This window comes from Bradyrhizobium sp. 197 (assembly GCF_023073375.1).
GTDB lineage: Bacteria > Pseudomonadota > Alphaproteobacteria > Rhizobiales > Xanthobacteraceae > Bradyrhizobium.
Genome location: NZ_JADPJJ010000063.1, coordinates 36,057 through 60,240 on the forward strand (window position 1 = coordinate 36,057; position 24,184 = coordinate 60,240).

The 24,184-nt window shown below is 60.9% G+C and carries 20 protein-coding genes and 6 pseudogenes; 18 read left to right on the forward strand and 8 right to left on the reverse strand.

Annotated elements, in window-relative coordinates:
• The first annotated feature begins 56 nt into the window (after positions 1–56).
• The 3 genes from IVB27_RS14625 to IVB27_RS14640 all read left to right on the forward strand — a co-directional run bounded on the left by IVB27_RS14625 (position 57) and on the right by IVB27_RS14640 (position 1,984).
• Entirely contained in the window at positions 57–446 is a 390-nt protein-coding gene (locus IVB27_RS14625; protein ID WP_247444237.1) for a hypothetical protein, read from the forward strand.
• 561 nt (positions 447–1,007) lie between these two features.
• Positions 1,008–1,301, forward strand: coding sequence for a hypothetical protein (locus tag IVB27_RS14635; RefSeq protein ID WP_247444239.1), 294 nt, complete (start codon positions 1,008–1,010; stop codon positions 1,299–1,301).
• A gap of 458 nt (positions 1,302–1,759) precedes the next feature.
• A complete protein-coding gene (locus IVB27_RS14640) occupies positions 1,760–1,984 on the forward strand; it encodes a hypothetical protein (RefSeq protein ID WP_247444240.1) in 225 nt (74 codons plus the stop codon).
• Between the two features lie 814 nt (positions 1,985–2,798).
• Here the strand turns inward: IVB27_RS14640 and IVB27_RS14645 are convergent.
• From IVB27_RS14645 to IVB27_RS14660, 4 genes and pseudogenes are all read right to left on the reverse strand, one after another.
• The gene (locus IVB27_RS14645; RefSeq protein ID WP_247444241.1) at positions 2,799–3,515 is read right to left on the reverse strand and encodes a transporter; all 717 of its coding nucleotides are present in this window, start codon (positions 3,513–3,515) and stop codon (positions 2,799–2,801) included.
• Between the two features lie 45 nt (positions 3,516–3,560).
• Positions 3,561–4,361 (reverse strand): annotated as a pseudogene (locus IVB27_RS14650) (COG4705 family protein).
• A 207-nt stretch (positions 4,362–4,568) separates the two neighbouring features.
• Positions 4,569–4,970: a hypothetical protein gene (locus IVB27_RS14655; protein WP_247444242.1), complete on the reverse strand. Its 402-nt coding sequence runs from the start codon at positions 4,968–4,970 to the stop codon at positions 4,569–4,571.
• A gap of 74 nt (positions 4,971–5,044) precedes the next feature.
• Positions 5,045–5,827 carry a COG4705 family protein gene (locus IVB27_RS14660; RefSeq protein WP_247444243.1) on the reverse strand — a complete coding sequence of 261 codons (783 nt, stop codon included), beginning with the start codon at positions 5,825–5,827 and terminating at the stop codon, positions 5,045–5,047.
• 212 nt (positions 5,828–6,039) lie between these two features.
• Between IVB27_RS14660 and IVB27_RS14665 the strand changes: the two genes are divergently transcribed.
• From IVB27_RS14665 to IVB27_RS14705, 9 genes and pseudogenes are all read left to right on the forward strand, one after another.
• Positions 6,040–6,702, forward strand: a complete 663-nt coding sequence (locus IVB27_RS14665) for a response regulator transcription factor (RefSeq protein ID WP_247444244.1) — start codon at positions 6,040–6,042, stop codon at positions 6,700–6,702.
• Positions 6,699–8,042, forward strand: coding sequence for a sensor histidine kinase (locus tag IVB27_RS14670; RefSeq protein ID WP_247444245.1), 1,344 nt, complete (start codon positions 6,699–6,701; stop codon positions 8,040–8,042). The genes IVB27_RS14665 and IVB27_RS14670 overlap by 4 nt, the downstream gene beginning before the upstream one ends.
• A 169-nt stretch (positions 8,043–8,211) precedes the next feature.
• Positions 8,212–8,793 (forward strand): hypothetical protein, encoded by a 582-nt coding sequence (locus tag IVB27_RS14675; protein WP_247444246.1) that lies wholly within the window; start codon positions 8,212–8,214, stop codon positions 8,791–8,793.
• 1 nt (position 8,794) lies between these two features.
• On the forward strand, positions 8,795–9,457 hold the full coding sequence (locus IVB27_RS14680; protein ID WP_247444247.1) for an ABC transporter ATP-binding protein: 663 nt from the start codon (positions 8,795–8,797) through the stop codon (positions 9,455–9,457).
• A complete protein-coding gene (locus tag IVB27_RS14685; protein WP_247444248.1) occupies positions 9,399–10,124 on the forward strand; it encodes an ABC transporter ATP-binding protein in 726 nt (241 codons plus the stop codon). Before IVB27_RS14680 ends, IVB27_RS14685 begins: the two co-directional genes overlap by 59 nt.
• On the forward strand, positions 10,121–11,482 hold the full coding sequence (locus IVB27_RS14690; RefSeq protein WP_247444249.1) for an FtsX-like permease family protein: 1,362 nt from the start codon (positions 10,121–10,123) through the stop codon (positions 11,480–11,482). The genes IVB27_RS14685 and IVB27_RS14690 overlap by 4 nt, the downstream gene beginning before the upstream one ends.
• A 171-nt stretch (positions 11,483–11,653) precedes the next feature.
• A pseudogene (locus tag IVB27_RS43275) lies at positions 11,654–12,226 on the forward strand (ABC transporter permease); the annotation flags it as partial.
• A gap of 208 nt (positions 12,227–12,434) precedes the next feature.
• Complete coding sequence (locus IVB27_RS14700) at positions 12,435–12,752, forward strand: FtsX-like permease family protein (RefSeq protein ID WP_247444251.1); 318 nt, start codon at positions 12,435–12,437, stop codon at positions 12,750–12,752.
• A gap of 219 nt (positions 12,753–12,971) precedes the next feature.
• On the forward strand, positions 12,972–13,145 hold the full coding sequence (locus tag IVB27_RS14705) for a DedA family protein (RefSeq protein WP_247444252.1): 174 nt from the start codon (positions 12,972–12,974) through the stop codon (positions 13,143–13,145).
• Positions 13,146–13,481: 336 nt separating this feature from the next.
• On the opposite strand, the gene IVB27_RS14710 is transcribed toward IVB27_RS14705, so the two are convergent.
• Positions 13,482–13,730 (reverse strand): hypothetical protein, encoded by a 249-nt coding sequence (locus IVB27_RS14710; protein WP_247444253.1) that lies wholly within the window; start codon positions 13,728–13,730, stop codon positions 13,482–13,484.
• Positions 13,731–14,253: 523 nt separating this feature from the next.
• Here IVB27_RS14710 and IVB27_RS14715 point away from each other — a divergent pair.
• Complete coding sequence (locus tag IVB27_RS14715; RefSeq protein WP_247444254.1) at positions 14,254–14,637, forward strand: helix-turn-helix domain-containing protein; 384 nt, start codon at positions 14,254–14,256, stop codon at positions 14,635–14,637.
• A gap of 18 nt (positions 14,638–14,655) precedes the next feature.
• Here the strand turns inward: IVB27_RS14715 and IVB27_RS14720 are convergent.
• Positions 14,656–15,037, reverse strand: a pseudogene (locus tag IVB27_RS14720) (IS66 family transposase); the annotation flags it as partial.
• 529 nt (positions 15,038–15,566) lie between these two features.
• On the opposite strand from IVB27_RS14720, the pseudogene IVB27_RS14725 reads away from it, so the two are divergent.
• Positions 15,567–16,784 (forward strand): annotated as a pseudogene (locus tag IVB27_RS14725) (IS91 family transposase).
• A gap of 490 nt (positions 16,785–17,274) precedes the next feature.
• On the opposite strand, the gene IVB27_RS14730 reads toward IVB27_RS14725, so the two are convergent.
• Entirely contained in the window at positions 17,275–18,609 is a 1,335-nt protein-coding gene (locus tag IVB27_RS14730; RefSeq protein WP_247444255.1) for an ATP-binding protein, read from the reverse strand.
• A gap of 64 nt (positions 18,610–18,673) precedes the next feature.
• Positions 18,674–19,357 carry a response regulator transcription factor gene (locus IVB27_RS14735; RefSeq protein WP_247444256.1) on the reverse strand — a complete coding sequence of 228 codons (684 nt, stop codon included), beginning with the start codon at positions 19,355–19,357 and terminating at the stop codon, positions 18,674–18,676.
• An 89-nt stretch (positions 19,358–19,446) separates the two neighbouring features.
• Between IVB27_RS14735 and IVB27_RS14740 the strand changes: the two are divergent.
• The 4 genes and pseudogenes from IVB27_RS14740 to IVB27_RS14755 form a co-directional block, all read left to right on the forward strand.
• Positions 19,447–20,120: pseudogene (locus IVB27_RS14740) on the forward strand (response regulator transcription factor).
• A gap of 209 nt (positions 20,121–20,329) precedes the next feature.
• Complete coding sequence (locus IVB27_RS14745) at positions 20,330–21,607, forward strand: efflux RND transporter periplasmic adaptor subunit (protein WP_247444257.1); 1,278 nt, start codon at positions 20,330–20,332, stop codon at positions 21,605–21,607.
• 33 nt (positions 21,608–21,640) lie between these two features.
• A complete protein-coding gene (locus IVB27_RS14750; RefSeq protein ID WP_247444258.1) occupies positions 21,641–23,722 on the forward strand; it encodes an efflux RND transporter permease subunit in 2,082 nt (693 codons plus the stop codon).
• A 12-nt stretch (positions 23,723–23,734) separates the two neighbouring features.
• Positions 23,735–24,085, forward strand: a pseudogene (locus IVB27_RS14755) (DUF6444 domain-containing protein); the annotation flags it as partial.
• Positions 24,086–24,184: the final 99 nt, after the last annotated feature.

Consider the following 24,184-nt stretch of genomic DNA (forward strand, 5'->3'; position numbering starts at 1 on the left):
CGCCGAATATTGCTTCAATGCGTACTCGACGCCGAGTTCTTGGTCGAGGATGATTAATGGGCGCGCAGCGAAAAGCCGAAGCCACAGATAGAACAAACCTTCGCGCCTCTATCGAGCGGCTCGGACCGTATCAGTCGTTGATTCTACTTCTGGTGCCCGCCAGCATCGTGGAGCCCTTGAAATTGGCCGCCGTCGCCATCGCTGGAGATGGACACTGGATTACAGGCTCGGTCGTGATCGTTGCCGCCTATGCCGCCAGTCTGCTGGTCGTCGAACGTTTGTTCAGGATCGTCAAACCGAAGCTGCTCATGCTTCCATGGTTTGCCCGGATCTGGAGCTGCTTCGCCGTGTTATGCGGAAGAGTCTTCCACCGCTCCAAAATCGCGGCCGCAACTGGAGCGCGCTTCCGGCGGAGGGAGCCGAAACTTAACGACGAACTCAATTAGCCGGCGTGCCATGCTTTGCGGTGCGGCGGTCCTAGCACCGCCGCACTCCGCGCAATAACAAGGGCTGCCCGCAATTCGAGCGGCCCCCGTTATGTTGAACGCCGGGCTGGTCATGTTGGATCGATGAAGCCGCGGTCCCTGCCGCCATCATGGATGCCCGCGCGCGCGAACGATGTCCTTGGGGGCACCGAACGCGTAGGCAAGGGACCCGGGCGAGTGTGCCAAGCCCGACGGAACGCACGGAATTCGCTGGCTGCAAGCAGATGCTTTCCGGCATGGCGATGCACAAACTGAACACGCGTCGACGCGTCAAGAATCTTCGCCAGGAAGGAACCATCTTCTCACAATTCTCGTTTAATCGGAAACGCGGAACTGTTCCATGCAGCCAAAGCAGCCTGTGCGCCCTCGAAGGCGCATAAAACAAACAAGCTCTCTTGCGGACCGACTGCAAGCAAGCGCGGCCTCGGCCGCTTCAGATGCGATCATGTTATCGGATGGTCCGGAGCGCGAAGCGCTGCTCAAGAAAGCACGGCTCGCTGAAGCCGGCGCAAGGATCAATGCGTGGCTGACATCTCCAACTCCAACACGGCAGCATGCAAAAAGGGAGGAAAGATGAGCGCGCTCGATGAACGCACAAAAACTCGATTGGAATTCATATTGGACGAAGTCTGCGCAACCCTTCCAAAGGGAGGCGATCACGAGAGTCGCAAGTTCGTTGCCGAGCAGCTTATGTTCTGCGCGCGGGCCGGTAAGACGTCACTTGAAGAACTCGCCTATGCCGGGCAAAGGGCTCTTGTTCAGCTAAGGCGCGTGGCCTCGTCAGCGCGCAGCGATGGCCTGATCGAAGCAGGTTGAAGGAACAGCACAGGTGGACGTAAAGTCCGTTTGGTGCGCGTCGCGCTTCGACAACATTGCTTCACGAGCAATATGAGGAGGCTATGTCGTCGCCGCCCTTGATGCCCGCGGTTACCGACCACGCGACGAGAATACTTATATTATGTATGGACAGCCAGGACGGATGGTCGGGCGTTTTTCGTTGCACGACGGTCGCACGTTGTTCTTGTTTGTATTTTCCGCGCCGGTCGCGTCCTTACCTGCAACGCTCCATCAACAAAAACGATGCTGCGCGATGTCTACTGTCGTGGGGGTTGGGAGTGCCCCGGCATTCTGGACGAACTCGATTGAACTGACGAGCTTTACTTCGACAGAGTCAGCCAGGTCAGAATGCAAAACTGGTCGCGTGGGCGAGTCGCACTTGTCGGCGATGCCGCCTTCTGTGTCTCGCTGTTGGCTGGGCAGGCTCAGCACTGGCGATGATCTCATCTTACGTGCTGGTTGGTGAGCTCGCAGCTGGGCGCGGGCAATATCAGCTGGCGTTTGGCAGATACGAGACATTGTTGCGACGCTATATTGTTGCCAAGCAGCGTGCCGCCGAGCGTTTCGCAGGTGCTTTCGCGCCGAAAACATGGTTTGGGCTTTCGTTCCGCGATCTGGTGGCAGGGCTTTTGCTTTCCCGGGTCTCGCCAGGCTCGCAGTAGGCCGGGATATCGCGGATTCTGTGGAACTTCCCGAGTACAACTGGCGATCGCTCACTCAACGCGCAACTTGATTCCTGGCCAGCGCGGCCTCAGACATCTGTTGTTGGCTCATAAATTCAGCGAACGAGGAGGGCCAACGATCGGTGGCTGGTCGTAACTATTTATCTCGGTCAGCTTCAAATTGATCTGCATGGCCCCACATCGTGGCGGCGGCGCCTTGCTCCGAAATCAATTCAATTTCCCACGGCCCGTATACCGTTGCAGGCATGGAAACAACGCGCACTCTTTTGCCGGACCCCGGTCGGCTACACGCGAGACTGCGAATGCGGGCTCCATCGTCGTGAGACATCGCGACGATTGCCTTTCGGATCTGGAATGGGGTACCGCAGACGACAGTGTCAGCCTTCGTCCAATAATAGGACGTATTGACGTCTACCGACCCAGGCGATTCCCAGCGGAGCCACACGGCTGCAGCAACCGCAAGGGCGAAGCCAATGTCAAGGAGGCGCATGTAACCTCCCTCGGCCAGCCTGGCGCGGTTTCCGACCGCGGGCATCTGGCGTGGAGACTTACATTACAGGAGCGTCCCGGCGGGCACCAGCTGGAAGTGCTTTGTGCTTTGGGATGATGCGAAAGCCAGCTTGAAGCCGCCACCGCCGCCTATTGCGCCAGTTGCGGTTAGCCGGCTGCTACTTTTGGAGACATGCGGCACTGCAGGAAATGGTCCGGGCTGTCCCGCCGAATGCAAACCAGCTTCAGAAGGTAAACAGAACAGATGCGTCGATGTATCGATTAGCCTATGGCCTATGCGACGCTACCAGGAATAACGGTCTGTTTGCTCCGTGTTTTCAACTCCTCGCCTAACATAGCCGAGCAGATGGAAGTTCTTGCTGAGATCATAGAGCCAACCTACGCCGACACTGGATGAGGCGGGGGTGCCTTGGGAGTCGGCAGTCCGATGAAAGAGCTCAGCGCCGATCTGAAGCCTGGGCATCAGCTGATACGTCAGAACGGCACCTGCCAAACAGAAATCCGCCGTGCGGATTGCACTGAATGTGCATCCACCGCCTCCGAAGGCGGACCATCCTGACTTCCAGTCCTTTTCTACCCAGACCGGCAGAAGCACCGAGGTATGGTTGTCGCCGATCGTGTTCGAACCACTGGGAAGAAAAACGCGAGGAAAAAAGGCGACGTCCAGACCGAAAGTGTCTTGATGCAGAAAGCGGTATTTTGCGGCAAGCTCTATGTTGCTTAACCCGAAATTGGTGCCGCCGGCCGAAGATTGACTAAAGCCCGCGGGCAAGGTCGCTGTGAGCTGGAGATCAGGCGCTGCACCGTAGTTGAAATCTATGCCGGTCTCGCCATCCGTGCCGTCGCGCGTACTCGTTCCGTTGTTGAAGGTGTAGATCTCGAACTGATGATAAGGAGTCGGCTCGGGATCATCGGACACGAAGGGAGGACCAGCGATCGCTGGCCGCGCCAAAACGACGACCAGCACTGTAGCGCCCGACCAACCCAACAGAACCCGCATTGAACTGCCTCCCCCGCTCAGCAATGCGAGGACTCCATCTGAGAGTCACCGCGGCTGCGCAGCTACCTCGGATCCGGGATGCCGTCCCGGCCGCTGCGGCAAGGCCAGTATAAGCACAACGATTGCGGCGAGGATCACCGCAGACGCCAAAGGACGGCTCAGCGCCAGGCCGCCATGGCTCGTCGGCTTGTCAAGAAAGTCTCCGACCGTCGCACCGAGCGGTCGCGTCAATATGAAGGCGGCCCCAGAACAGGAACACGCGCGAGATTGCAGTCCAATAGTACAGAGCCGCCAGCAGGACCAGTCCCGCACAAAACAGGAGCGCGCCTCCGTCATAGCCCAAACCGGTGCTGTCCGCGGTCCAATCTCCGAGCGCGGTCCCGAGGGTCTGCGAGAACGTGATCGTCACCCAGTAGAATCCACTTTCGGCGTTGCAACCGTCTGAACATTGATCGAGCCGAGAGTGAAGTACCAAATCGCGAGCGAGCACAAGACGCACGCTAACAGGATCGACGAACCTCCGGTGTAGCCAATGCCCAGTGAGCGATCGAAAAAATCGGCCATGGCCGTGCCCACTGTCGTAGAGGCCACGATGGCCAGCCAGTAAATCCAGGCATTGAACCTTGTTGTCGAAATTTGAGCGAGCACTGCCGCAACGAACACCGCAAGAAATATCCCAGTACCGATCAGATAACCCCCATTGTGAGCATTTTGGTCAGCATGCAGCCAGGTCATTGTCACCGCATCGCCGCCCGTTTCGCCGAGCGTAGTGGCAAGGATCTTGATCACCCAGAAGCCGAGTGTCACCTCGGGGACTTTGCTTAGGATCTCGTCGTCGTTTTGCATTGTGCCTCTCGCAAACATTCACGCAGTTTGAGTTTCACCAGTGTAGAGCGGCAACCTCTCGCGCGTACAACGCAGGACGCGAGAAGGTCGCTTGGTAAGCTAAACATTCTCGTCACATCGCCGTTGGTAAGCGCGGCACCCGTGCGTTGGAGACATCGTTGCTCCATGGCGCAGATTCATGAAGCGCATAATTGCCGTTAGCCCGCCTCATGATTTTCCGATCGAGTCCATAACGGACAGCAGGTCGGTGATCGTCTGCTTGCATTGGGCGGGATCTGGCGTCGCTGCGCGCAGCGCTTCGAGCGTGCGATCGATCGCCTTGTCGACGATGTGCCACTCGACGGCCGCGCGCGGCTTCAATGCAGCTTCCGCATCGTCCCACTGCGTCTCGAGATCCTTGATCCGGTTCTTGGCGCCAACGAGGTCACCCTTGTCGATAAAGGCAGACACATCGATGACGATGGTGCGGAACGGTGAGAGGTCACCGAGATGCGCGGACACTCCGGCCTCGGCGCGCGTTAGGAACGAGATGGGCCCGCGTGCATGCATCGGCTCGCCAATGGCCCATGCCAGCAGGCCGATCGCCGCTGCCAGAAGAACTCTTTTCATGAAACATCTCCTCATGGTTTCCCCACGCAGGATCCACGCGGGCTCTCGGGTGGAAAGCTCAAAGGTTTTTCGGATCACTCCGCCGGATCGGTGCCTTCGCTGCGGTCACCTTCGAAGGTCACCCAGGCGACTAGAGCAATAATCACGGTCAGGAACGCGAGGCTGGTGTGAATCGTGCCGAGACCCACCCCGCCGTAGTGTCGTGATTGCGACAGCAAATCGCCGAGCGAAGCGCCAAGGGGGCGCGTCAGAATGTAGGCGAGCCAGAAGGTGAGGACCGGATTGACACCGAGCGAGTAGAAAATGCCAATGAACGCGATTAGCACGCCGAACGCGAGAACGCCGAGCTGGAAACCGAGCCCGAGCGCTTCCGTGGCGAGGTCTCCCGCCGCCGTCCCCAACGCAAAGGTGAAGAGAATAGCGGCCCAGTAAAACAGCTCGCGTCGCGCCGTGACAATCGTGCGGATCGAGAGCGTGCGTTCGACGCCGTACCAGATCGCGAAGGTTGCAGCGAGCGCGCAGGCGAACGCCGCCGTGCTCACGTAAAGGCTGATCTCGAGCTTGTCGCTCATGAAGTCGGTGATCTGGGTTCCGACAATGCTGACCAGAACCACCGTCAGCCAATAAATCCACGGAATATAGCAACGCGCGCGCAGCTGCTGGATCAGCGCACCGATTAGGAGACCGGCCATGCACGCCATGGTCAGGGTTGACCCGAGACCGACATGCACCGCGAGATAGTCGGCGCCGGTCTCGCCGACGGTGGTCGAGAGGATTTTGATGGTCCAGAAGATCAGCGTGACCTCCGGAACCTTGTTCAGCATCGGAGATGGACGCAATTCCCAGGTCGTGGACATGTGGGTCTCCCCGAAACGAGTCACGCCAGGCGACGCCAGAGATTGGCCATGGCCGACTTAGGTGCGCCTTAGGGCCAGGGTTGCCCTGCGGCGCCGAGAACCCCTTTTTTGTCAAAGCATTGTGAAGCGCGACACCTCCCTAAGTCTGCGCTAAGTCTGGAGCACAAGAATTAGGCAAGTCCGGCTCTGGCCTCCCGGATGAGGGAAGGGTGATGCGAGTTCTGCTGATCGAGGACGACAGGATGATCGGCACGGCCATGCAGCAGGCGCTCAAGGATGCAGCCTATGCCGTCGACTGGGTCACTGATGGTGACACCGCGATCCACGCAGCGGAGAACGAAGCATACGGGTTGGCCCTGCTCGATCTTGGGCTGCCGAAGGCAGACGGCCGCAAGGTGCTTCGGCGCCTGCGCACGCTGGGCCGGAGGCTCCCCGTGATCATCGTCACCGCGCGGGACGGCGTCGATGACCGGATCGACGGACTCGATCTCGGCGCAGACGACTATCTGGTGAAACCATTTGAGATTCGCGAACTGCTGGCGCGCATGCGCGCCGTGCTCCGCCGCGAGGGCGGAGGCTCCCCGCCCCTTTTGAGCAATGGCAAGCTCAGTCTCGACCCGGCGACGCGGGAGGCGTCCTTTTTCGGCGAGAGCGCACTGCTCACCGCGCGCGAATATTCTCTGCTGCAGGCGCTGCTTGCGCGGCCGGGCACGGTTCTGTCGCGCAGCGAGCTCGAACGGCAGATTTACGGCTGGAATGAAGAGGTCGAGAGCAATGCCATTGAATATCTGATCCACACCATCCGCAAGAAGCTCGGAGTCACAGCGATCCGTAACTTGCGCGGTGTAGGGTGGATGGTGGACCAATCATCATGATCAGGTCGTTGCGCGGACGTCTCTACGTCGGGTTGACCGCAATCATCCTGCTGACCGGCGCAATCGGCAGCATGTTCGCCTACCGGTGGGCGTTCGGCGAGGCCATCGAGCTGCAGGACTCGATCCTAATCCAGCTCGCGAGCCTGGCGCAAAATGCCGGTTTCAGCGGCGGCCAGCCTCTTCACGGCGTCGAGGAAGACACTGAGGTCTGGCTCATCGAGTTGGGAAAGACGCCGCGGGGCTCGGCAGACGATCGCCAACTCTTCACCCTGCAGGATGGTCTGCAGGTCGCAACGTGGAAAAACCAACCAGTTCGGGTGCTGCTACGAACACGACCCGACGGCAGCCGGTTTGCCGTGGCACAGCCGACCGCTATTCGAGACGAAACCGCGCGCGATGTAGCGTTTCGCACGCTGCTTCCGATCGCGGCGCTCATTCCCTGCCTGATGGTGGTCACGGCGCTAGTCATTGCGTACTCGCTGCGCCCGATGGTCCGGCTGGCCGGTGATCTCGATGCAAGACGCGCCGATGACATGACCGCGCTGCCGCTTTCGGGGACGCCCAGCGAGCTGCATCCATTCATCACCTCGATCAATGGCCTGCTTAAGCGAATGCGGCTCTTGATGGATCAGCACCGGCGCTTCGTTGCCGATGCCGCTCACGAGCTGCGCACACCGATCACTGCGCTGAGCCTGCAGGCGGAAAACCTTGAGTCGGTCGCGCTCCCCAAGCGGGCGCGGGAGCGCGTTGCCGCGCTCAGGCAGGGTATGCACCGCACCAAGCATCTTCTTGAGCAATTGCTCGCGCTGGCGCGGCATGAAGCGGCTCCGACCGGCCTTGCCGAAAAGCCGCTGGCCGCGCTCGACCATGTGGCGAAAGAGGTCGTGGCCGATCTGTTGCCCGAGGCAGCCGATCGGGGCATCGATCTCGGCTTCGCGCTTGTCGAACCTCTCACGGTGCACAGCGAGCCGGCGATGCTCGCGGCGATCATCCGGAATTTGCTCGAGAACGCGCTTCGCTTCACGCCCCGGGGCGGGACGATCGATATCGGAGTTTATCGAGAAGATAGCACGGCGATCCTGCAGGTTGAGGATACCGGCCCCGGCATCGCATCGGCTGATATGGATCAGATTTTCGAGCCGTTCTTCCGCGGTTCGCGCCCCGAGGGCGAAGGCACGGGACTTGGTTTGTCCATCGTGAAGCGCATTGTCGACAGTCTGGGTGGCAGAATTGCGCTGGAGAATGTCACGGGCATCGGCCGATCGGGGCTCCGTGCCACGGTTCGGCTGCCGATTTCTGGCAATCCGGATTCATTGCCCAGTAAAGGCGCGGGCGAGTAGAGAAGCCCAGGGGCGCTGGAACGGGCGTGCTGCTAAGTCGCAGCTAATTCTCATCGGAGAAATGATCTCGCTCAATCCAAGAGGCGAAGGAGGATGATAGGAAGATAACCAACGAGCTTGGGCATCTTCAAAATCGCAATTCGCAAGGGGTGGCAACAGGAGGTCAACCATGAACAGAATGAGCGCCCTTATCATCGCCGCCGCTATGGCGAGCCTTGTTGGATTTGCGCCCGCGTCGCTCTTTGCGCAGGCAAGCAGCGCCGAAAAGCCCGTGGCCACGGAAAAGAACCCGCCTGGCGACATCCCGGACAATCAGGTCTTCATCGACTACCGCTCGCCGCTCGGCTTCAAAATCAAGGTCCCGGAAGGATGGGCTCGCCGCGAGACCTCGGACGGTGTCACCTTCAGAGACAAATACAACACGATTGCGTTGGACGTGTCGCAACGTGCCGATGCCATAAGCGTGGCCAACGCCAAACAACAGGAGATCGCCGACCTTGAAATGACTGGCAGGGCGGTTCGTATGACAGGGGTCAAATCCGTCAAGCTCCCTTCCGGACCTGCCGTTGTCGTCAGCTACAGCTCGAATTCCGAGCCGAACCCGGTGACCGAGAAAGCGATCCGCGAGGAGAACGACCGCTATTTCTTCTGGCAGAATGGCAAGCTGGTCACGTTGACCATGTCGGCGCCCTTGGGAGCGGACAATGCCGATCAATGGGATCTGATGGCGAAGAGCTTCAGGTGGCAATGACATGGCCGTCGTTGAGGCTTTCGATATCTACAGGTTCTTTCACACACGAGAATCCGAAACGCTTGCGCTTCGTGGCGTCTGCCTGCGGCTCGACGAGGGCGAACTGGTCGCGCTGGTGGGCCCGTCCGGCAGCGGCAAGTCGACGCTGCTTGCCTGCCTGTCGGGTCTGGATGAACCCGATGGGGGGTATGTCGAATTACTCGGGGAGCGCCTGACCCGCCGGTCGGAAGCCGAGCGCGCACGCCGCCGCGGCGCGAACATCGGCATCCTGATGCAATCCAGGAATCTGTTTCCCTCGCTTTCCGTAATGGACAACATCAAGCTGGCGATGCTCATCGCCGGCAAGATCAGCGATGAGCGGGCAAAGAACCTGTTGGCGGGTGTCGGGCTGGGAGAGCGCGCGGCGGCTCGGCCCGGTCAGCTGTCGGGAGGCGAATTGGCGCGGGCGGGTCTTGCCGTCGCCCTGGCTGCGGCTCCTCGTATCCTTCTCGCGGATGAGCCGACCGGAGAGATCGATGCCGTCATGGAGCGGTCCATTCTCGATATACTGAACGAACAATGCCGGGCCGGAGTTGCCGTCCTCGTGGCAACCCATAGTCAGGCGCTTGCCGCGCGCGCCGATCGGATTATTCATCTTCGCGACGGGAGAATCGGCGATCCCTGACATCCTTGTCGAGGGCAAGGAGGTGACGCGCCGCTTCAGCCAAGGCGGCAGCGACATCTACGCCCTGCAGCCGGCATTGTTCGAAATCGGGGCCGGCGACCAAATAGCCCTGCTCGGCCGCTCTGGAAGCGGCAAATCGACATTGCTTCATCTGATCGCCGGGCTCGATACGCCGACCAGCGGTCTGCTGAGATGGCCCGCGCTCGGCCCGCATGATGCGCTTCGGCCGGGATTTGTCGGGATCGTGTTCCAGGCGCCGAGCCTGATCCCGACGTTGAACGTCGTCGAAAACATCGAGGTTCCGCTGCGAATAGCCGGAAATATCTCCTCGCCGAAGACCCGGGCACTGGCGGCGCTGGAGTCGCTTGGGCTGGCAGACATAGCCGACAAAGTCCCGGACGAGCTGTCGGGCGGGCAGGCGCAACGCGTCGCGCTCGCGCGGGCGATCGCGCCGAAGCCCCGGCTGATTCTGGCCGACGAGCCGACCGGCCAGCTGGATCAGTCGATCGCCCGGCAAACCGTCGATGCATTGCTCAACTCCCTTGAGGGGAGCGACGCCGCCCTTCTCGTTGCCACCCACGATCCCTCCGTGGCCAGGCGCATGAAGACCACATGGCTCATGGATCACGGACGGCTCCAGCTCACGGCGATGGCGGAGAGCACATGATACGGTTTTGGCTCAAGGGCTTTTTCGCCGCACATTTTGGCCGCCTTGCCGCTGCTGTTGTCGGGCTCGCATTGCCTGTCGCGCTGCTGGGATCTCTGGGCGCATTTATCGTCGCATCCTCCGAAAGCATGGCCCGACGCGCCGTGGCGAACCTGCCCGCGGACTGGCAGGTTCTTCTCGTCCCCGGAGCCGATGAGGCAACGGTGATCGACGCGATCGGCAATGCCGCTCGCTATGAAAACTTGCAGTCCGCAGGCTATGCGGACACGGAGGGATTTTCCGCTATCACGCGCGGGACGACGCAGACGACCGGACCGGGCAAGGTGCTCGGCCTGGAGACGGATTATCGTCAGCTCTTTCCCGGCCAGATTCAGCTCAACCTGGGATCATGGGACGGCGTGCTGATTGCCGCGCAAACGGCCGCCAATCTTCACGTCGCCCCCGGCGACACGGTGACGATTCGTCTTGTGGGCGGCAGCCCGGTCGACGTCAGGATTGCCGGTGTGGTGGCGCTGCCAAATGCCGACTCCATGTTCCAGGCGATCGGGGTGTCCAAGAACATTGCGCCCCAGGCTCCGCCGGACAACGTGCTTCTGATGCCAATGTCGGAGTGGCGGACCGTGTTCGCACAACAAGCATCCGCGCGGCCGGACACGGTCCGCACACAGATCCATGTTCGGCTCGATCATGCCGTCTTGCCGCCGGATCCGAGTGCGGCCTTCGTGCAGGCGCAGCGCGCGGCCAACGATTTCGAGGCACGCGTCGCAGGCAGCGCCGCGCTTGCCGACAATCTTGCCGCGCGGCTCGACGCGGTGCGCGCCGACTCGCTTTATGTGCGCGTCCTTTTCCTCTTCCTTGGCATTCCCGGAGCCATTTTGGCGCTCCTGGTTACGCTCGCGGTCGCCTCGTCCGGTTCGGAACGTCGCCGCCGGGAGCAGGCGCTGCTGCGGCTTCGCGGCGCGTCGCTCCTGCAACTGTTGCGTCTTGCCGCGATTGAGGCCGCTGCGGTTGCGGGACTCGGCACCGTGATCGGCCTGCTTCTCGCGGCTGTCGTGGCCGTGACCTGGTGGCGGTCGCAAAATCTCGGCCTGGTGATGCCTTGGCTCGTCCTTGTCGGCGCCGTCGGGCTTGGCTTCGGCATTGCGGCCTCGCTCGTTCCCGCCTGGATGGACGCGACGGGCACGTCGATCGCGGCTGCGCGCGCGGAGATGGATCGACCGGTGCCTTCGCTATGGCAGCGACTTTATCTGGACGTTGTCATTCTCGGTGCCGGCGGCGTCGTATTCTGGATGGTCGCAAGGACCGGTTATGAAATTGTTCTGGCCTCCGAGGGCATCGCCCAGACCTCGGTGCACTAGGAAGCTTTCCTGGCGCCGCTGTGCTTCTGGATCGGTGGCGGCCTGTTATGGCTCCGCCTGAGCCGATGGGCGCTGGGACGGGGCCAAGGCGTGGTCGCGGTGCTGCTTGCGCCGCTGTCGGCGGCTCTCGGGCCGATCATCGTGGCCTCGCTATCGCGTCAGCAACGCCGGATGGCGAGGGGCGTTGCGCTGGTCGCGCTCGCATTCGCCTTTGCGACGGCAACGGCTATATTCAACAGCACGTACAACGCACAATCACGCGTGGACGCTGAACTCACGAACGGCGCCGATGTCACATTGACGGGAACCACGGCGCATCCCGCCAGCGAGCTTCTGGCGGAGCTGAGAGCAATTCCAGGCGTGGCTGCAGCGGAGCCGATGATGCATCGTTTTTCGTACGTCGGAGCGGATCTGCAAGATATGTTCGGGATCAATCCCACAACGATCGGCAAGCTGACCACGATTTCGAACGCCTATTTTGCCAGTCATGATGCCGACAAGTCTCTCGCGTCGTTAGCCGAGACACCGGATGGTGTTCTGGTCTCGCAGGAAACGGTGGACGACTTCCAGCTGCAGCCCGGCGACCGCCTGAACCTGCGGCTTCAGAACGCAAGCGACCATCAATATCATGTTGTTCCGTTCAAGTTCATCGGCGTCGTCCTCGAGTTTCCGACAGCTCCAAAGGACTCCTTCCTGGTAGCCAACGCGGACTACATCGCAAAACAGGCTGGCTCCGATGCCAGTGAGGTAGTTCTGTTGCGAACGTCGGGGGACGCAGAAGCCGTGGCGGCTGACGCGCGCAAGCTGGCAGCGAAACGCGGCGGCACCAAGGTCACGACGCTCGGTGAGACACAGGCGCTCATCAGCTCTAGTCTGACCGCGGTCGACCTGCGTGGCTTGACCGCGTTGGAGCTTGGCTTTGCAGTGTTGATGATCGCGGGCGTCACCGGCCTTGTCCTGGCGCTGCAGCTTCACCATTCTCTCAGCGCTCGGCGCTACGCCAAGACAACTCGGCGCGTTTCTCTGGAGCGAGGGGCTCATCATCGTGGTCGGAGGCGCGGTGATGGGCATCGCGGTCGGCTTCGGAATAGCGTACGCCCTCGTCACTCTCCTGTCCGGCGTGTTTGATCCACCACCGGAGACGCTCACCGTGCCATGGTTATATGTGACGGTCGCTCTGGCTACGGCGCTCCTTTGCGGCTCAATTGCAATAGCCGGAACGCTCACCCTTTCGAAGAAGCCGGACCTTGAGGCGTTGCGCGGTGGCTAAGCGACATGTTCGATCAAGTTCTTGCGGCAGTTGCGAACTGGATTATCGGTTCAATATCGGATCTGGGCTATTTCGGCCTGGTCATTCTGATGGCAGTCGCTGCGTTCCTCTACCTTCTGAAATCATCATGCCGTTTGCCGGCTATCTCGTTTTCGCAGGTCGGTTCAGCCTGCTCGGCGTCGCGACCATGGGTGCGATCGGCTGCAATCTCGGTTCATCTTGATTCGCCCCGCCGAAGTGGCCTTCGCCGAACGTTTCTTCGCGCGCTACGGAAGCATCGCGGTCTTCATCAGCCGCCTATTGCCGGTGATACGGACCTTCATTGCATTTCCCGCCGGGCTGGCGCGAACGCCGATGCTGAAATTTCAGGTTTATACGTTCCTCGGCTCATAGCCCTGGTGTTTTACTCTCGCCTACATTGGATATTTACTAGGGGAACGGTGGCACAGTGACCCGACCTTCCGCAGGCTCTTTCATCAATTTGATGCCGTGATCCTGTTGGCTCTTGTCGTCGCCTGCGGGTGGTTCGTTTGGTTGCGAGGACGCCAGAGATTTAGGCGAGGCCAGTGATCCCGCGGTGCATCTCAAAAGGGCCGCCACAAAGGTGGCAGTCCCTGGCAAAGTCCGCTCAAAATGAAATGCCGCCAACCCCGGTGCTCGGGAAAATCCAAATCGACTTTTCTTGAGAATCAGACACTTCGGCTCCACTTATCGAGCACAAAAACATTGTCAGTCGCAGTTGATCTTGCCGCCAGGCACGACCCGACAGCGCTCAATAATCTTCTCAACTTCTGCTTCGGTCAAATACCCCTTTGCCTGCGCGATGCTTTCTACAGCCTTCTTCAAACCCGGGTGGTCGAACAATTCCCTCGACGCGGCGACAGGTCGCTGAGGAGCGAGGAGGTAAGAGAGAATTCCAAGGTTGGCGATCGTCGTCAGCAACACCAGAGTGACAACGAGTTTGATCCAATGTGGCATGTCAGTCTCCGACAATTGAATTCTACCGATACGCGCGGACAAATACCAGACGGTCGATGCTGCTGAACGTCAGTCGCCGCGGCGATTTGCGGCGCAGCCTTATGGCGCAGGCAAATCACCTGCCCAATAGAAGGCGTACCCGCGACGTCAATTGGATCTGTCCTCATTCCGCCGAAGTCGCGGTGATCATTTCTCAATTCGCCTCAACGCCGCCATAGCGAGGTAGGTAGACCGGACGGTGTTGCGTATCGAAGCCGGGCTCTTAAATTCCCGACGATACGGTCGCTGCAATGCGGATAACAAACTCTCGTAGATTAACCCGCCATTAAATGGTGTCCCTCATGCTTCCGGATATGAGAGTTGCAATGGCTACGCTTGTTGCTCTCCTCGCGCTTCATTTCGTGGATGACAATTGTACGGCGGCCGCTATTCGGACGCTGCGGCGGCAATTCTTTCTCGCATCAGTTGGTAGTTTGGCCAAGTTTCGTGTTGCAAGGGCGCGTTATGATTAGCAAGGTCGACCATGCTGGAACCTCGCTCTGAGACGCGTTCTGGATCATCCTCTGACCGCTACCGAGAGATCGTCGCACAGCTGGACGAGATAGTTCAAAGTCTGCCGTGCTCTCATTTTTACAGCAGCGATTTGGCTCGCCGCATTGGAACATCCGTCCGAACCTTGCAGGTCGCGTCACAGTCCGTCAACGGTGTGAGCCTGCACTGCTACCTGCGCCTGAAAAAGCTATCAGCGGTTCGCGACCAGCTCTCGGCGGGACAATCAAGCGTGAAAGCCACCGCACTTGCCAACGGCTTCTGGCACCTGGGCGACTTTTCGCGCCTATACGCCAGGACATTTGGGGAGATGCCGTCCGAAACTCTCGCCCGCGCTAAGCGCGTGAGCGAGCCTTAGCCACTGACCGATCTCACCTCCACGGATGTGCTTCTCGATGGCATAGAACTCGGCGATATGCCCGAGCGCCTCGGTCGCAATAGGCGCGGGACCGGGGGTGGCAAGTTCGTAGAAGTTACGCCGCATATGTGATCAGCAGAATGCAAGCCGAACGTCGCCGCGCTCGGCGAGCTTGCCATAGCCGGCATAGCCGTCGACCTGCAGGAGCCCGCTGAAGCCTGCGAGATGGGCGATTGGTCGGTCGGCTTTGCGATCAGGCGCATAGACATAGGCGACGCCCGGCGGTTCGGCACCGCCCGATGGCCTGTCGTCCGCTGCATAGGCCCAGAGCTGACCGGTCTTTGGCGCGCCCGCGGCCGGGATCGAGCACCGGCATCGTCGTCTCGTCGCCGAACAGCTTTGGCCGTTGCCTTCGCAGGGCCCTGAAGCGCGTAAAATTTGAGCGGCTCGATTGGGCGGACCTCAACGCAGAGCTAAGGCACAAGCGCGAGATTTACCGGTCGTTCAACCCGGAGATGGTGTAATGGTCTCGCTAACTTAAGCTCTTTGTCTTTTTTAGACTTTTTCGAGCTGCGAGCGCGTCATGGCTGACACCGCGTCTTTATTGATCGAGTTGGAAGAGGCCGTTGCCAAAGGAAATCCCGAGAGTTGTCTTCGGGCGTTGTGACATGCGACCGATGTGCTGATTGCCGGTACCTACTCCGAGGACCAGATCTGGACCTTCGGCGAGATCATTGGTCGCCTCGTCCAGGAGATTGAGACGACAGCTCGTGCCCGATTGGCAGGAAAGCTCGCCTCCAGCACCAATGCACCCTACCAGCTGGCCCGCAAGTTCGCCTCCGATGACCGCATCGAGGTCGCCTGGCCGATCCTCAAGCGGTCGGAGCGCCTCGATACTGAGACGCTGAACCGCCCGCCTGACGCGCGTCGTGTCGCGTCCATCGCTGGAGGTCGCGGACATCTTCCGTGGCCACGGCCCGGCATGGCGCCGGGCCAATGCCGGTCATATGAGCCTCGGCCAACTCAAGGTGATGTCGGCGATCGAGAGCTGCCGCACGGCGGCGCTCGGCGGGCATGTCGCGCGCTGCGAGCAGTGCGCGCATACCCAGATCTCGTACAACTCTTGCCGCAACCGGCACTGCCCGAAGTGCCAGGGCGCGGCGGCAAAGGACTGGCTGGCGGTGCGCGAGGCCGACCTGCTACCAGTGCCGTATTATCATGTCGTGTTCACACTGCCGGCGGTCGTCGCCGACATCGCCTACCAGAACAAGGCTGTCATTTATGATTTGCTGTTCAAGGCTTCGGCCGAGACTCTGATCACCATCGCGGCCGACCCCAAGCACCTCGGCGCCCGCGTCGGCATCACCTCGGTTCTCCATACCTGGGGGTCGGCCATGACCCATCACCCGCATGTCCACATGATCGTGCCGGGCGGCGGCATCTCGCTCGATGGCGAGCGCTGGGTGGCGTGCCGCCCCGGCTTCTTCCTGCCCGTGCGCGTGCTCTCGCGCCTGTTCCGGCGACTATTCCTGGAGAGGCTGCTCGCCGCACACCAGGCCGGCCGCCTGAAGTTCTTCGGCGATCATGCCGCTTTCGCCGATGCGCAGGTGTTCGCGGCGTATCTGGCGCCGCTGCGCCGAACCGAATGGGTCGTCTATGCCAAGCGTCCGTTCGGTGGGCCACAGGCCGTACTGGCCTATCTGTCGCGCTATACCCACCGCGTCGCCATCGCCAACAGCCGGCTGATCGCTTGCGACCGCACCGGCGTCAGCTTCCGGTGGAAGGACTATCGCGCCGATGGCCGTGATCGTCAGAAGGTCATGACACTCGCCACCGCCGAGTTCATCCGCAGATTCCTGACCCACGTCCTGCCGCACGGCTTCCACCGCATTCGCCACTACGGCCTGCTCGCCAGCGGCACGCGCGCCGACAACATCGCCCGAGCCCGCCGCTTGCTCGACGCATCAACGGCACAGCCCGAGGCCGCGGATACCAGACGCGCCGAGACTGAGGAACCCAAGCCGTAATCGCATCCATGCCCGTGCTGCGGCGGTCGCATGATCATCATCGAGACGTTCCAGCGCGGCTGCTCGCCGCACACCCGTCCCGCGGCAGCGCCTGCCACGATCAGGATCGACACATCATGATCAGATTAGATTCGATGCACCACCCCAGTGCTGCACTTCTGCTGCGCCAGCTATCCGCCGGCAACGACCATGCGCGCCGTCGCGCTGCTCACGATAGTCGCCGTGTCGTACCATCACCGCCGCGTAACTCCGATTCTACCCCTTGCAATCGGCCGAACCGCTTCGACGCGCCTGCGATCGCCTGCCGAAAAAGCTCCCAACCCACCTCGGCAAAACACCGGCAAGCGTCCAAATCCCCATAGCGCCTGACGCACCACCCAGCCACATCTTCCGCGGTTTCCTCCTTTGAAGGTTTGCGTACGCCAGCCCCCGGTGCACGCCGCGCCACCTTCGTGGGGCCGCCATCCGCAAACCTTCACATAAGCAGCCCCTCACAATTTCACTAGCGCGGGCATAAATAGACACGGACCGGATTAATGAAGGTTCGGTCAGAAGTTTGCCGCGATCTCGGCTGTTGAAGCCCACGGCGAGCCCCGGCCGGAAAGCACGCTCACCTGCCGCCGCCACTAATCCCGCTGCGTTCTGCCGCAGCGAGGTGCGGCCAAGTCGAGTTGTTCTCGCCTCGCAGAGTCACGCTGCAACCCGGCTTGGCATCTTCGATGATGAGATCGAGGCCGTGCAGTCTGGCTACGGCCGCCACGAGGCTGAGCCCCAGTCCGCTCCCAGGGGTGTGGCGGCTCCTCTCTGCGCGATAGAAGCGCCGCAGTACAGCCTCGCGCTCCTCTGCGGGAATGCCGGGCCCGGTATCAGCCACAATGATTCCGAAATGTTTATTCTCATTGAAGACGCGAACCGTAATACGGCCTCCCGAGGGTGTGAATTTGATCGCATTGTCCACGAGGTTCCCGATCGCCTCAAACAGCAGGCTTGGATCACCAGCCATCTTGGCCGATCCGGCGCTCTCATCCTTTAACGAGAACGACACGCCCTTGCTCTCGGCCAGCGGTTCATAAAACTCCGTCACATCGGCTACGAGCGCGGCAAGATCGAGCGTCGTAAACCCAGTCCGCCGCGCACCATCCTCGACTTCGGAGATGCGCAGCATCGCGCCAAAGGTCGAGAGAACGGCTTTGGTCTCGACAATCGCCTCATCAACCGCCACCGCATATTCCTCGACCGAGGCCGCGCGACGGCCTGCCCGCTCCAGACCGGCGAGCAGCCGCGTCAGCGGCGTCCGCAAATCATGCGCAATCCCATCGCTCACACCCTTCACTTCGTGCATTAGCCGCTCGATGTCGTCCAGCATTCCATTGACGACATCCACCAGCCGGTCCAGATCGCCGGCGGTCCCGTGGGTCGGCAGGCGCCCGGCCAAATTGCCCTTGACGATGCGCTCGATGGCACCGGTGACCTCATCGATGCGACGCACCGACCCAGCGCCAATCGAAGCCGCGCCCGCAAGCCCCATGATGAGAACCAGCAGGCCGCCCCAGGCCATGGCACCGACCAGCAGTTCGCGGAATTCGTGCATCTCCCGCACATTCTGACTGACGACGACCATGTCGCCCGACGGCAGCCGGCGCGCCAAGCCCCGGAACGGCACCGCGTCGCCGCCTCGGTTGAGGCTGAACTCGAAGGGACGGTCCGCCGGCAGCGAGGATGTCGGCAGGTTTGCCAGATTGCCCTCAACTTTGTTCCCGGCGGCATCGAACAAAGCGAACGGACGGTTCGCCTCGGGATCGTGCGCGGCGTGCTCCTGCAGATGTTCGATTAACTGCGAGGGGCTTGCTGTGACCAGGCTCCTGATTTCCCTGGCGAGCCATTCGTCCGTTCCGCTTTTCAAGTAACCGGCGGTTTGCCAGTAGAGGAAACCGAAGAGCGTCAAGGACGCCGCTCCAAACAGCGCTAGAAACAGCAGCGCGAGCCGAAAGCTCGTTGTGCGCTGGAGATCACTCAGCCGCACGGAGAACGTACCCAGAGCTGCGCACGGTATGGATCAGGGAAGGCAACCCGCCTTCGTCGAGCTTCCGGCGGAGCTTGCCAATATGCACGTCGATGACGTTCGTGCGCTCGTCGTAATGATATCCCCAGACCTCTTCGAACAGCATCGTCCGAGTCACAACCTGATTTGGCTGCCGCATGAGATACTCGAGCAGATGGTACTCTCGCGGCAACAGCTCGACGAGCCGACCGGCGCGGCGTACCTCGCGGCTCAGTAGGTCGAGCTCCAGATCACCGACGCGTAGCGCGGTCTCCCGCTGAGGGATCATTTGGCGCCGTACCAGAACCTCGATCCGCGCAGTCAGCTCTAAAAATTCGAAGGGCTTGGTCAGGTAATCGTCGCCACCTGCGCGGAGTCCCCGCACCCGGTCGTCCACCGCAGACAAGGCACTGAGGATAAGAACCGGCGCCTCGACGCCGATCGTACGAAGCGTAGAGAGAACCGCAATGCCGTCAATTCCGCCAGGCAGCATGCGATCCAGCACGATGGCCTCGTACCTGTCCGCGCCAGCTTTCAGCAGCCCCTCGCGACCGGTATAAGCGCAATCCACGTCGAAGCCGGAATCACCGAGGGCGGCCGCAATCTCCGCAGCGGTCTGGACATCATCCTCCACAACCAGAACCCTGGCCATGCGTCTCCTCCAAAGGAACTGGACCCTGTTATATAATGAGCAAAACGCCCATCTACCACACATGAAATCCAGTTTAAGAAAGGGACGCGGTGCGCATCCTGGTTGCCGAAGACGATGATCGCACGGCGAATTATCTAGTGCGGGGCCTGGCAGAGAGCGGTCATATCGTGGATCGCGTCGCCGATGGTGAAACCGCGCTGGCGATGGCGATCGAAGGCATCTACGAGGCACTCATCCTGGACCGCATGCTGCCGGCGATGGATGGTCTCACCCTGGTTCGGCAGCTGCGCGAGCATGACCGCCGCACTCCGATCCTGATGCTGAGCGCCATCGCGAGCACGACCGATCGCGTCGAGGGAATGCGCGCCGGTGCGACGACTACCTCGCCAAGCCCTACGTCTTCATGGAGCTTCTGGCGCGCCTCGAGGCGCTTGGCCGCAGGGCCGACCGCTCGCGGCGCCTCACGGTGCTGAGGGTTGGCGACTTGCAGCTCGACACGGCCAGCCGGACAGTGTCACGGGCGGGACGACCGATCTCCCTCCAACGTCGCGAGTTCCTACTGCTGGAACAGTTGCTTCGTCACGCCGGCCAGGTCGTCACGCGTTCCATGCTGCTGGAGGCCGCCTGGAATTATGATTTCGAGGCGCGCGGCAACATCGTCGATATGCATATCTACCGGCTGCGAAAAAAAGTGGACGAGGACTTCTCTTATCCCCTGATCCGAACGGTCCCGGGCGGCGGCTACATGATCCGGGAGCCTTAACGGAACGCCGACGGAACCGAACCATCCAGCCTGATTAAAATCGATTTCATCATTCAGCGAAGCGCGCTCAACGACCGATCGCTCAGGTTACCCGCATGTTGGACCTGCTCCGGGCTGCCTTGCCCGAGGGGGCGCGTTGGGCCGGTCCAATCGCTACGGCGTAAGTCGCGCTGCCCGAAAGTGCACGCTCCTCGAGAGGATCGCCCTCGATGTTCCATCATCAGTGGATTAGCAAAGCGATGGAAAACCGATCATTTGATCAGGACCTTGTCATCGAGGCCCGCGAGCCCGCCGTTGCGCCGCCGCGACGAAAACATCATCGGCTGCGGGCGATCGTGGTCGTGACGCTCTTTGCCGGCGCCGCCTGTGGCGCTTACGCCAATATCCGAAAAGCGGCCTCCGGTGCGCCGACGCCTTCTGCTTCTGCCTCCACCACCCCTCCTCTTGGCGTAAAGGCTACACAAGCCAAAAAGCAAAACGTACCGATCTATGTGACCGGGCTAGGCACGGTTCAACCCTTCAACAGCGTGACCGTCAAGCCGCGCGTTAGCGGCCAGATCAGCGATATCGTCTTCGCCGAAGGGCAGCTGGTCCACGCCGGCGACGAGCTCGCGCACATCGACCCGCGGCCATTCCTGTCGCCGCTGCATCAGGCCGAGGCCAACCTGGCCAAGGACCAGGCGCAACTCAATAATACGAATATCGATCTCCAGCGCACCACCACTCTCGCACAAAAGGGCTTTGCGTCGAGCCAGACTCTCGACACGCAAAAATCGCAGCTCGCTGGGTTGCAAGCCACGATCTTGGCCGATCAGGCCGCCATCGAAACGGCTAGGACGCAGCTCGACTTTGCCACGATCACCTCGCCCATAAGCGGCGTCGTCGGAATCCGAATGATCGATGCAGGCAACGTGATCACTCCATCCGATCCCGGGCTCGTGGTCATCAATCAGCTCGAGCCGATTTCGGTCGTTTTCACGGTGCCGTCGGAAGCCATCGGTCATTGGGCGGTGGGCCAGCCAACATCCGTCGTCCCCGTCACGGCGCGGTCGCCCGACGACGCTCAAATCCCCGGCACTGGTGATTTGAGCCTGATCGACAATCACATCGATCCGACCACGGCGACGATCAAGCTCAAGGCGACGTTCTCCAACAAGGACCACCTGCTCAAGCCCGGCCAATTCGTCAATGCGTCGATCCAGAGCGTGCTCCTGTCGGACGTCGTCACCGTGCCGTCCAGCGCCGTGCAGCAATCGACGAGCGGTTCCTACGTCTACGCCGTGCGGCCAGACATGAGTCTGGAACAGCGCCCCGTGAAAGTTGCGCGTGTGGCCAGCGACACAACCATAATCGCGTCCGGACTGAGTGCAGGCGACACCGTGGTAACAGATGGCCAATACAGCCTGAAGCCGGGCCAAAAAGTATCGCTTTTGCCGAGCGATGCCAGTCCCCAAAGTGTCGCCGATCGGAATAACGGGACACAGTAGATCTGTTGCGTCCCTATCAAAGGTTACACCCCTGTGAACATCTCGAAGCGTTTTGTCGAGCGTCCCGTTGCCACGGCTCTGCTGACCCTTGCGGTCATCCTGCTGGGGATGGTCGGCTATCTGCTGCTGCCGATATCGTCTCTACCCCAGGTCGATTTTCCGACGATCGCGGTTCAGGCGACCTTGCCGGGAGCGAATGCCGAAACCATGGCGGCCACAGTTGCCAGTCCACTCGAGCAACAGTTCGCCAACATCCCCGGCGTTGCGCAGATGACGTCCACCAGCACGCTCGGCATGTCGAACCTGACGCTGCAGTTCGATCTTAACCGGAACATCGATGGCGCCGCTCAGGACGTGCAGACAGCCATTAATGCGGCAAGCGGGCTTTTGCCGAAGACGATGCCCAATCCGCCGACCTATCACAAGGTCAATCCAGCCCAGTTCACGGCGATCTCCATTGTAATGCAGTCAGACACCATCCCGCTGCCGAAAGTGATGGATGACGCCATGAATATGGTCGCCCAAACCCTGTCCCAGATCCCCGGCGCAGGATTTGTGGACATGCCCGGCTCCTCGAAATCGGCGATTCGGATCCAGCTCGATCCGATGAAGATCGCAGCCATGAGTCTGAGCCTCGAAGATATCCGCGCGGCTCTCGTGGTCGCCACCACCAACGGCCCGAAAGGGACGCTTGATGGCAGCCAACGTTCGGTGACACTGGACGCCAACGATCAGCTTCTCACCTCGGCAAATGCAAACGCGGCCATCATCGCCTACCGCAACGGCTCGCCGGTACGCATCAGCGACATCGGACGCGCTATTGACAGCGTCGAGAACTCCACGATGGGCTCCTGGTATAACAACCGGAAAGCCGTCACGGTGGACGTCCACCTGCAACCCGGCGCCAACGCAGTCGATGTCGTCAAGGGCGTGAGGGCAGCGCTGCCGGCTCTGCGGCTACGGCTCCCACCTTCCGTCCAGGTAACCACGGTGGGTGATTCGACCGTGGCGGTGCGGGCCGCGGTGGACGACGTGCAGAGAACGCTGTTGATCACGATCGGCCTCGTGGTGCTGACCATCTATCTGTTCCTGAAGAGCCTCAGCGCCACGATTATCCCAGCCGTGACCATTCCGGTGTCCCTGATCGGCACGTTCGGAATTATGTACGTGCTTGGCTACAGCCTCGACAACATTTCGCTCATGGGGATGACCATCGCGGTTGGCTTCGTGGTCGACGACGCCATCGTCGTGATCGAGAACATTATGCGCCATGTCGAGGAGGGCACTTCGCCTATTGCGGCGACACTCAGAGGTGCAAGCGAGATCGGCTTCACGGTCGTGTCCATGACGGTGTCGCTAATCGCAGTATTCATCCCGCTTCTCTTGATGAGCGGAATGGTTGGTCGGCTTTTCCGGGAGTTCTCAATCACGGTATCGGTGGCGCTGATCATCTCGGCCATTGTCTCGCTGACGCTTACGCCCATGATGTGCGCGCTCATGGTTCGAGGCCACCAGTCCGAATCCCGCCCCGGTCTGGTGTCCCGCGCACTGGAACGAGGGTTTGCTCTGTTTGAGGCCGGATACAAACGGTCCTTGCTCAGCATTATCGCCCATCCGGGCCTGGTGATGCTGTCCTTCGCGGCGACACTCGCGTTAACGGCCTATCTCTTCATCGTCATCCCGAAAGGGTTCTTCCCGCAGCAGGATCTTGGGTTGATCTCCGGCTCCACGCAGGCGGCGCAGGACATCTCGTTCGAGGCGATGGCGGCCAAGCAACAGGCCGTCGTCGACCTCATGATGAAAGATCCGGCGGTCGACACTGTCCGCTCGAACCTCGGCGGTTCGGGACTCATGAACGCTGGCAATCTGCAGATCGTCCTGAAGCCGCAGTCGGACCGTTCGGTAACCGCCGACCAGGTGATCGCACGCATCCGTAAGCAGATGTCTGGAATGACCGGGGTGAGCCTCGCCATGCAGGCCGTTCAGGGCATCAACGTGGGTGGTCGGATCTCCCAAACCCAGTTTCAGTACACGCTGCAGGATCCCAATCTTCCCGAATTGGTAACTGCCCAGGTGGCCGTTTGTATTCTCTTGACTGACCACATGTGTTTGTGAGTCAAGGTATGGGTGACGCCGCCAAATTCCTCATTGTCTGTGGATGCCCTACTGGCCCTGATTGGGGAGTTGCAGGAGCGCAACCTGATGTTGGAGCAGCAGAACGCATTGCTGACGGTGCGTGTGGCCGATCTGGAGCGTCGGCTTGGTCTGGATAGCTCCAATAGCAGCAAGCCGCCTTCGAGCGATGGACCGGGCCAGGCTTCTCGCCGGACACAGAGCCTGCGTGAGCGAGGGTTGAAGAAGCCCGGCGGCCAGCCCGGCCATGCAGGCAAACACTTGAAGCGGTCCGAACGGGTCGATCATACGATCATGCATCGCCCTGTCAGATGCGGGCGCTGCCGAATGGCGCTGGAGGGTGAACTGAACCGCCCCGGGATTGCCGGAGGCTCCAACTCTTGAGAAGGTGGAGCCATGACGAGCAAGACAACGAACAAGTTTTCACCCGAGGTCCGGGCGCGT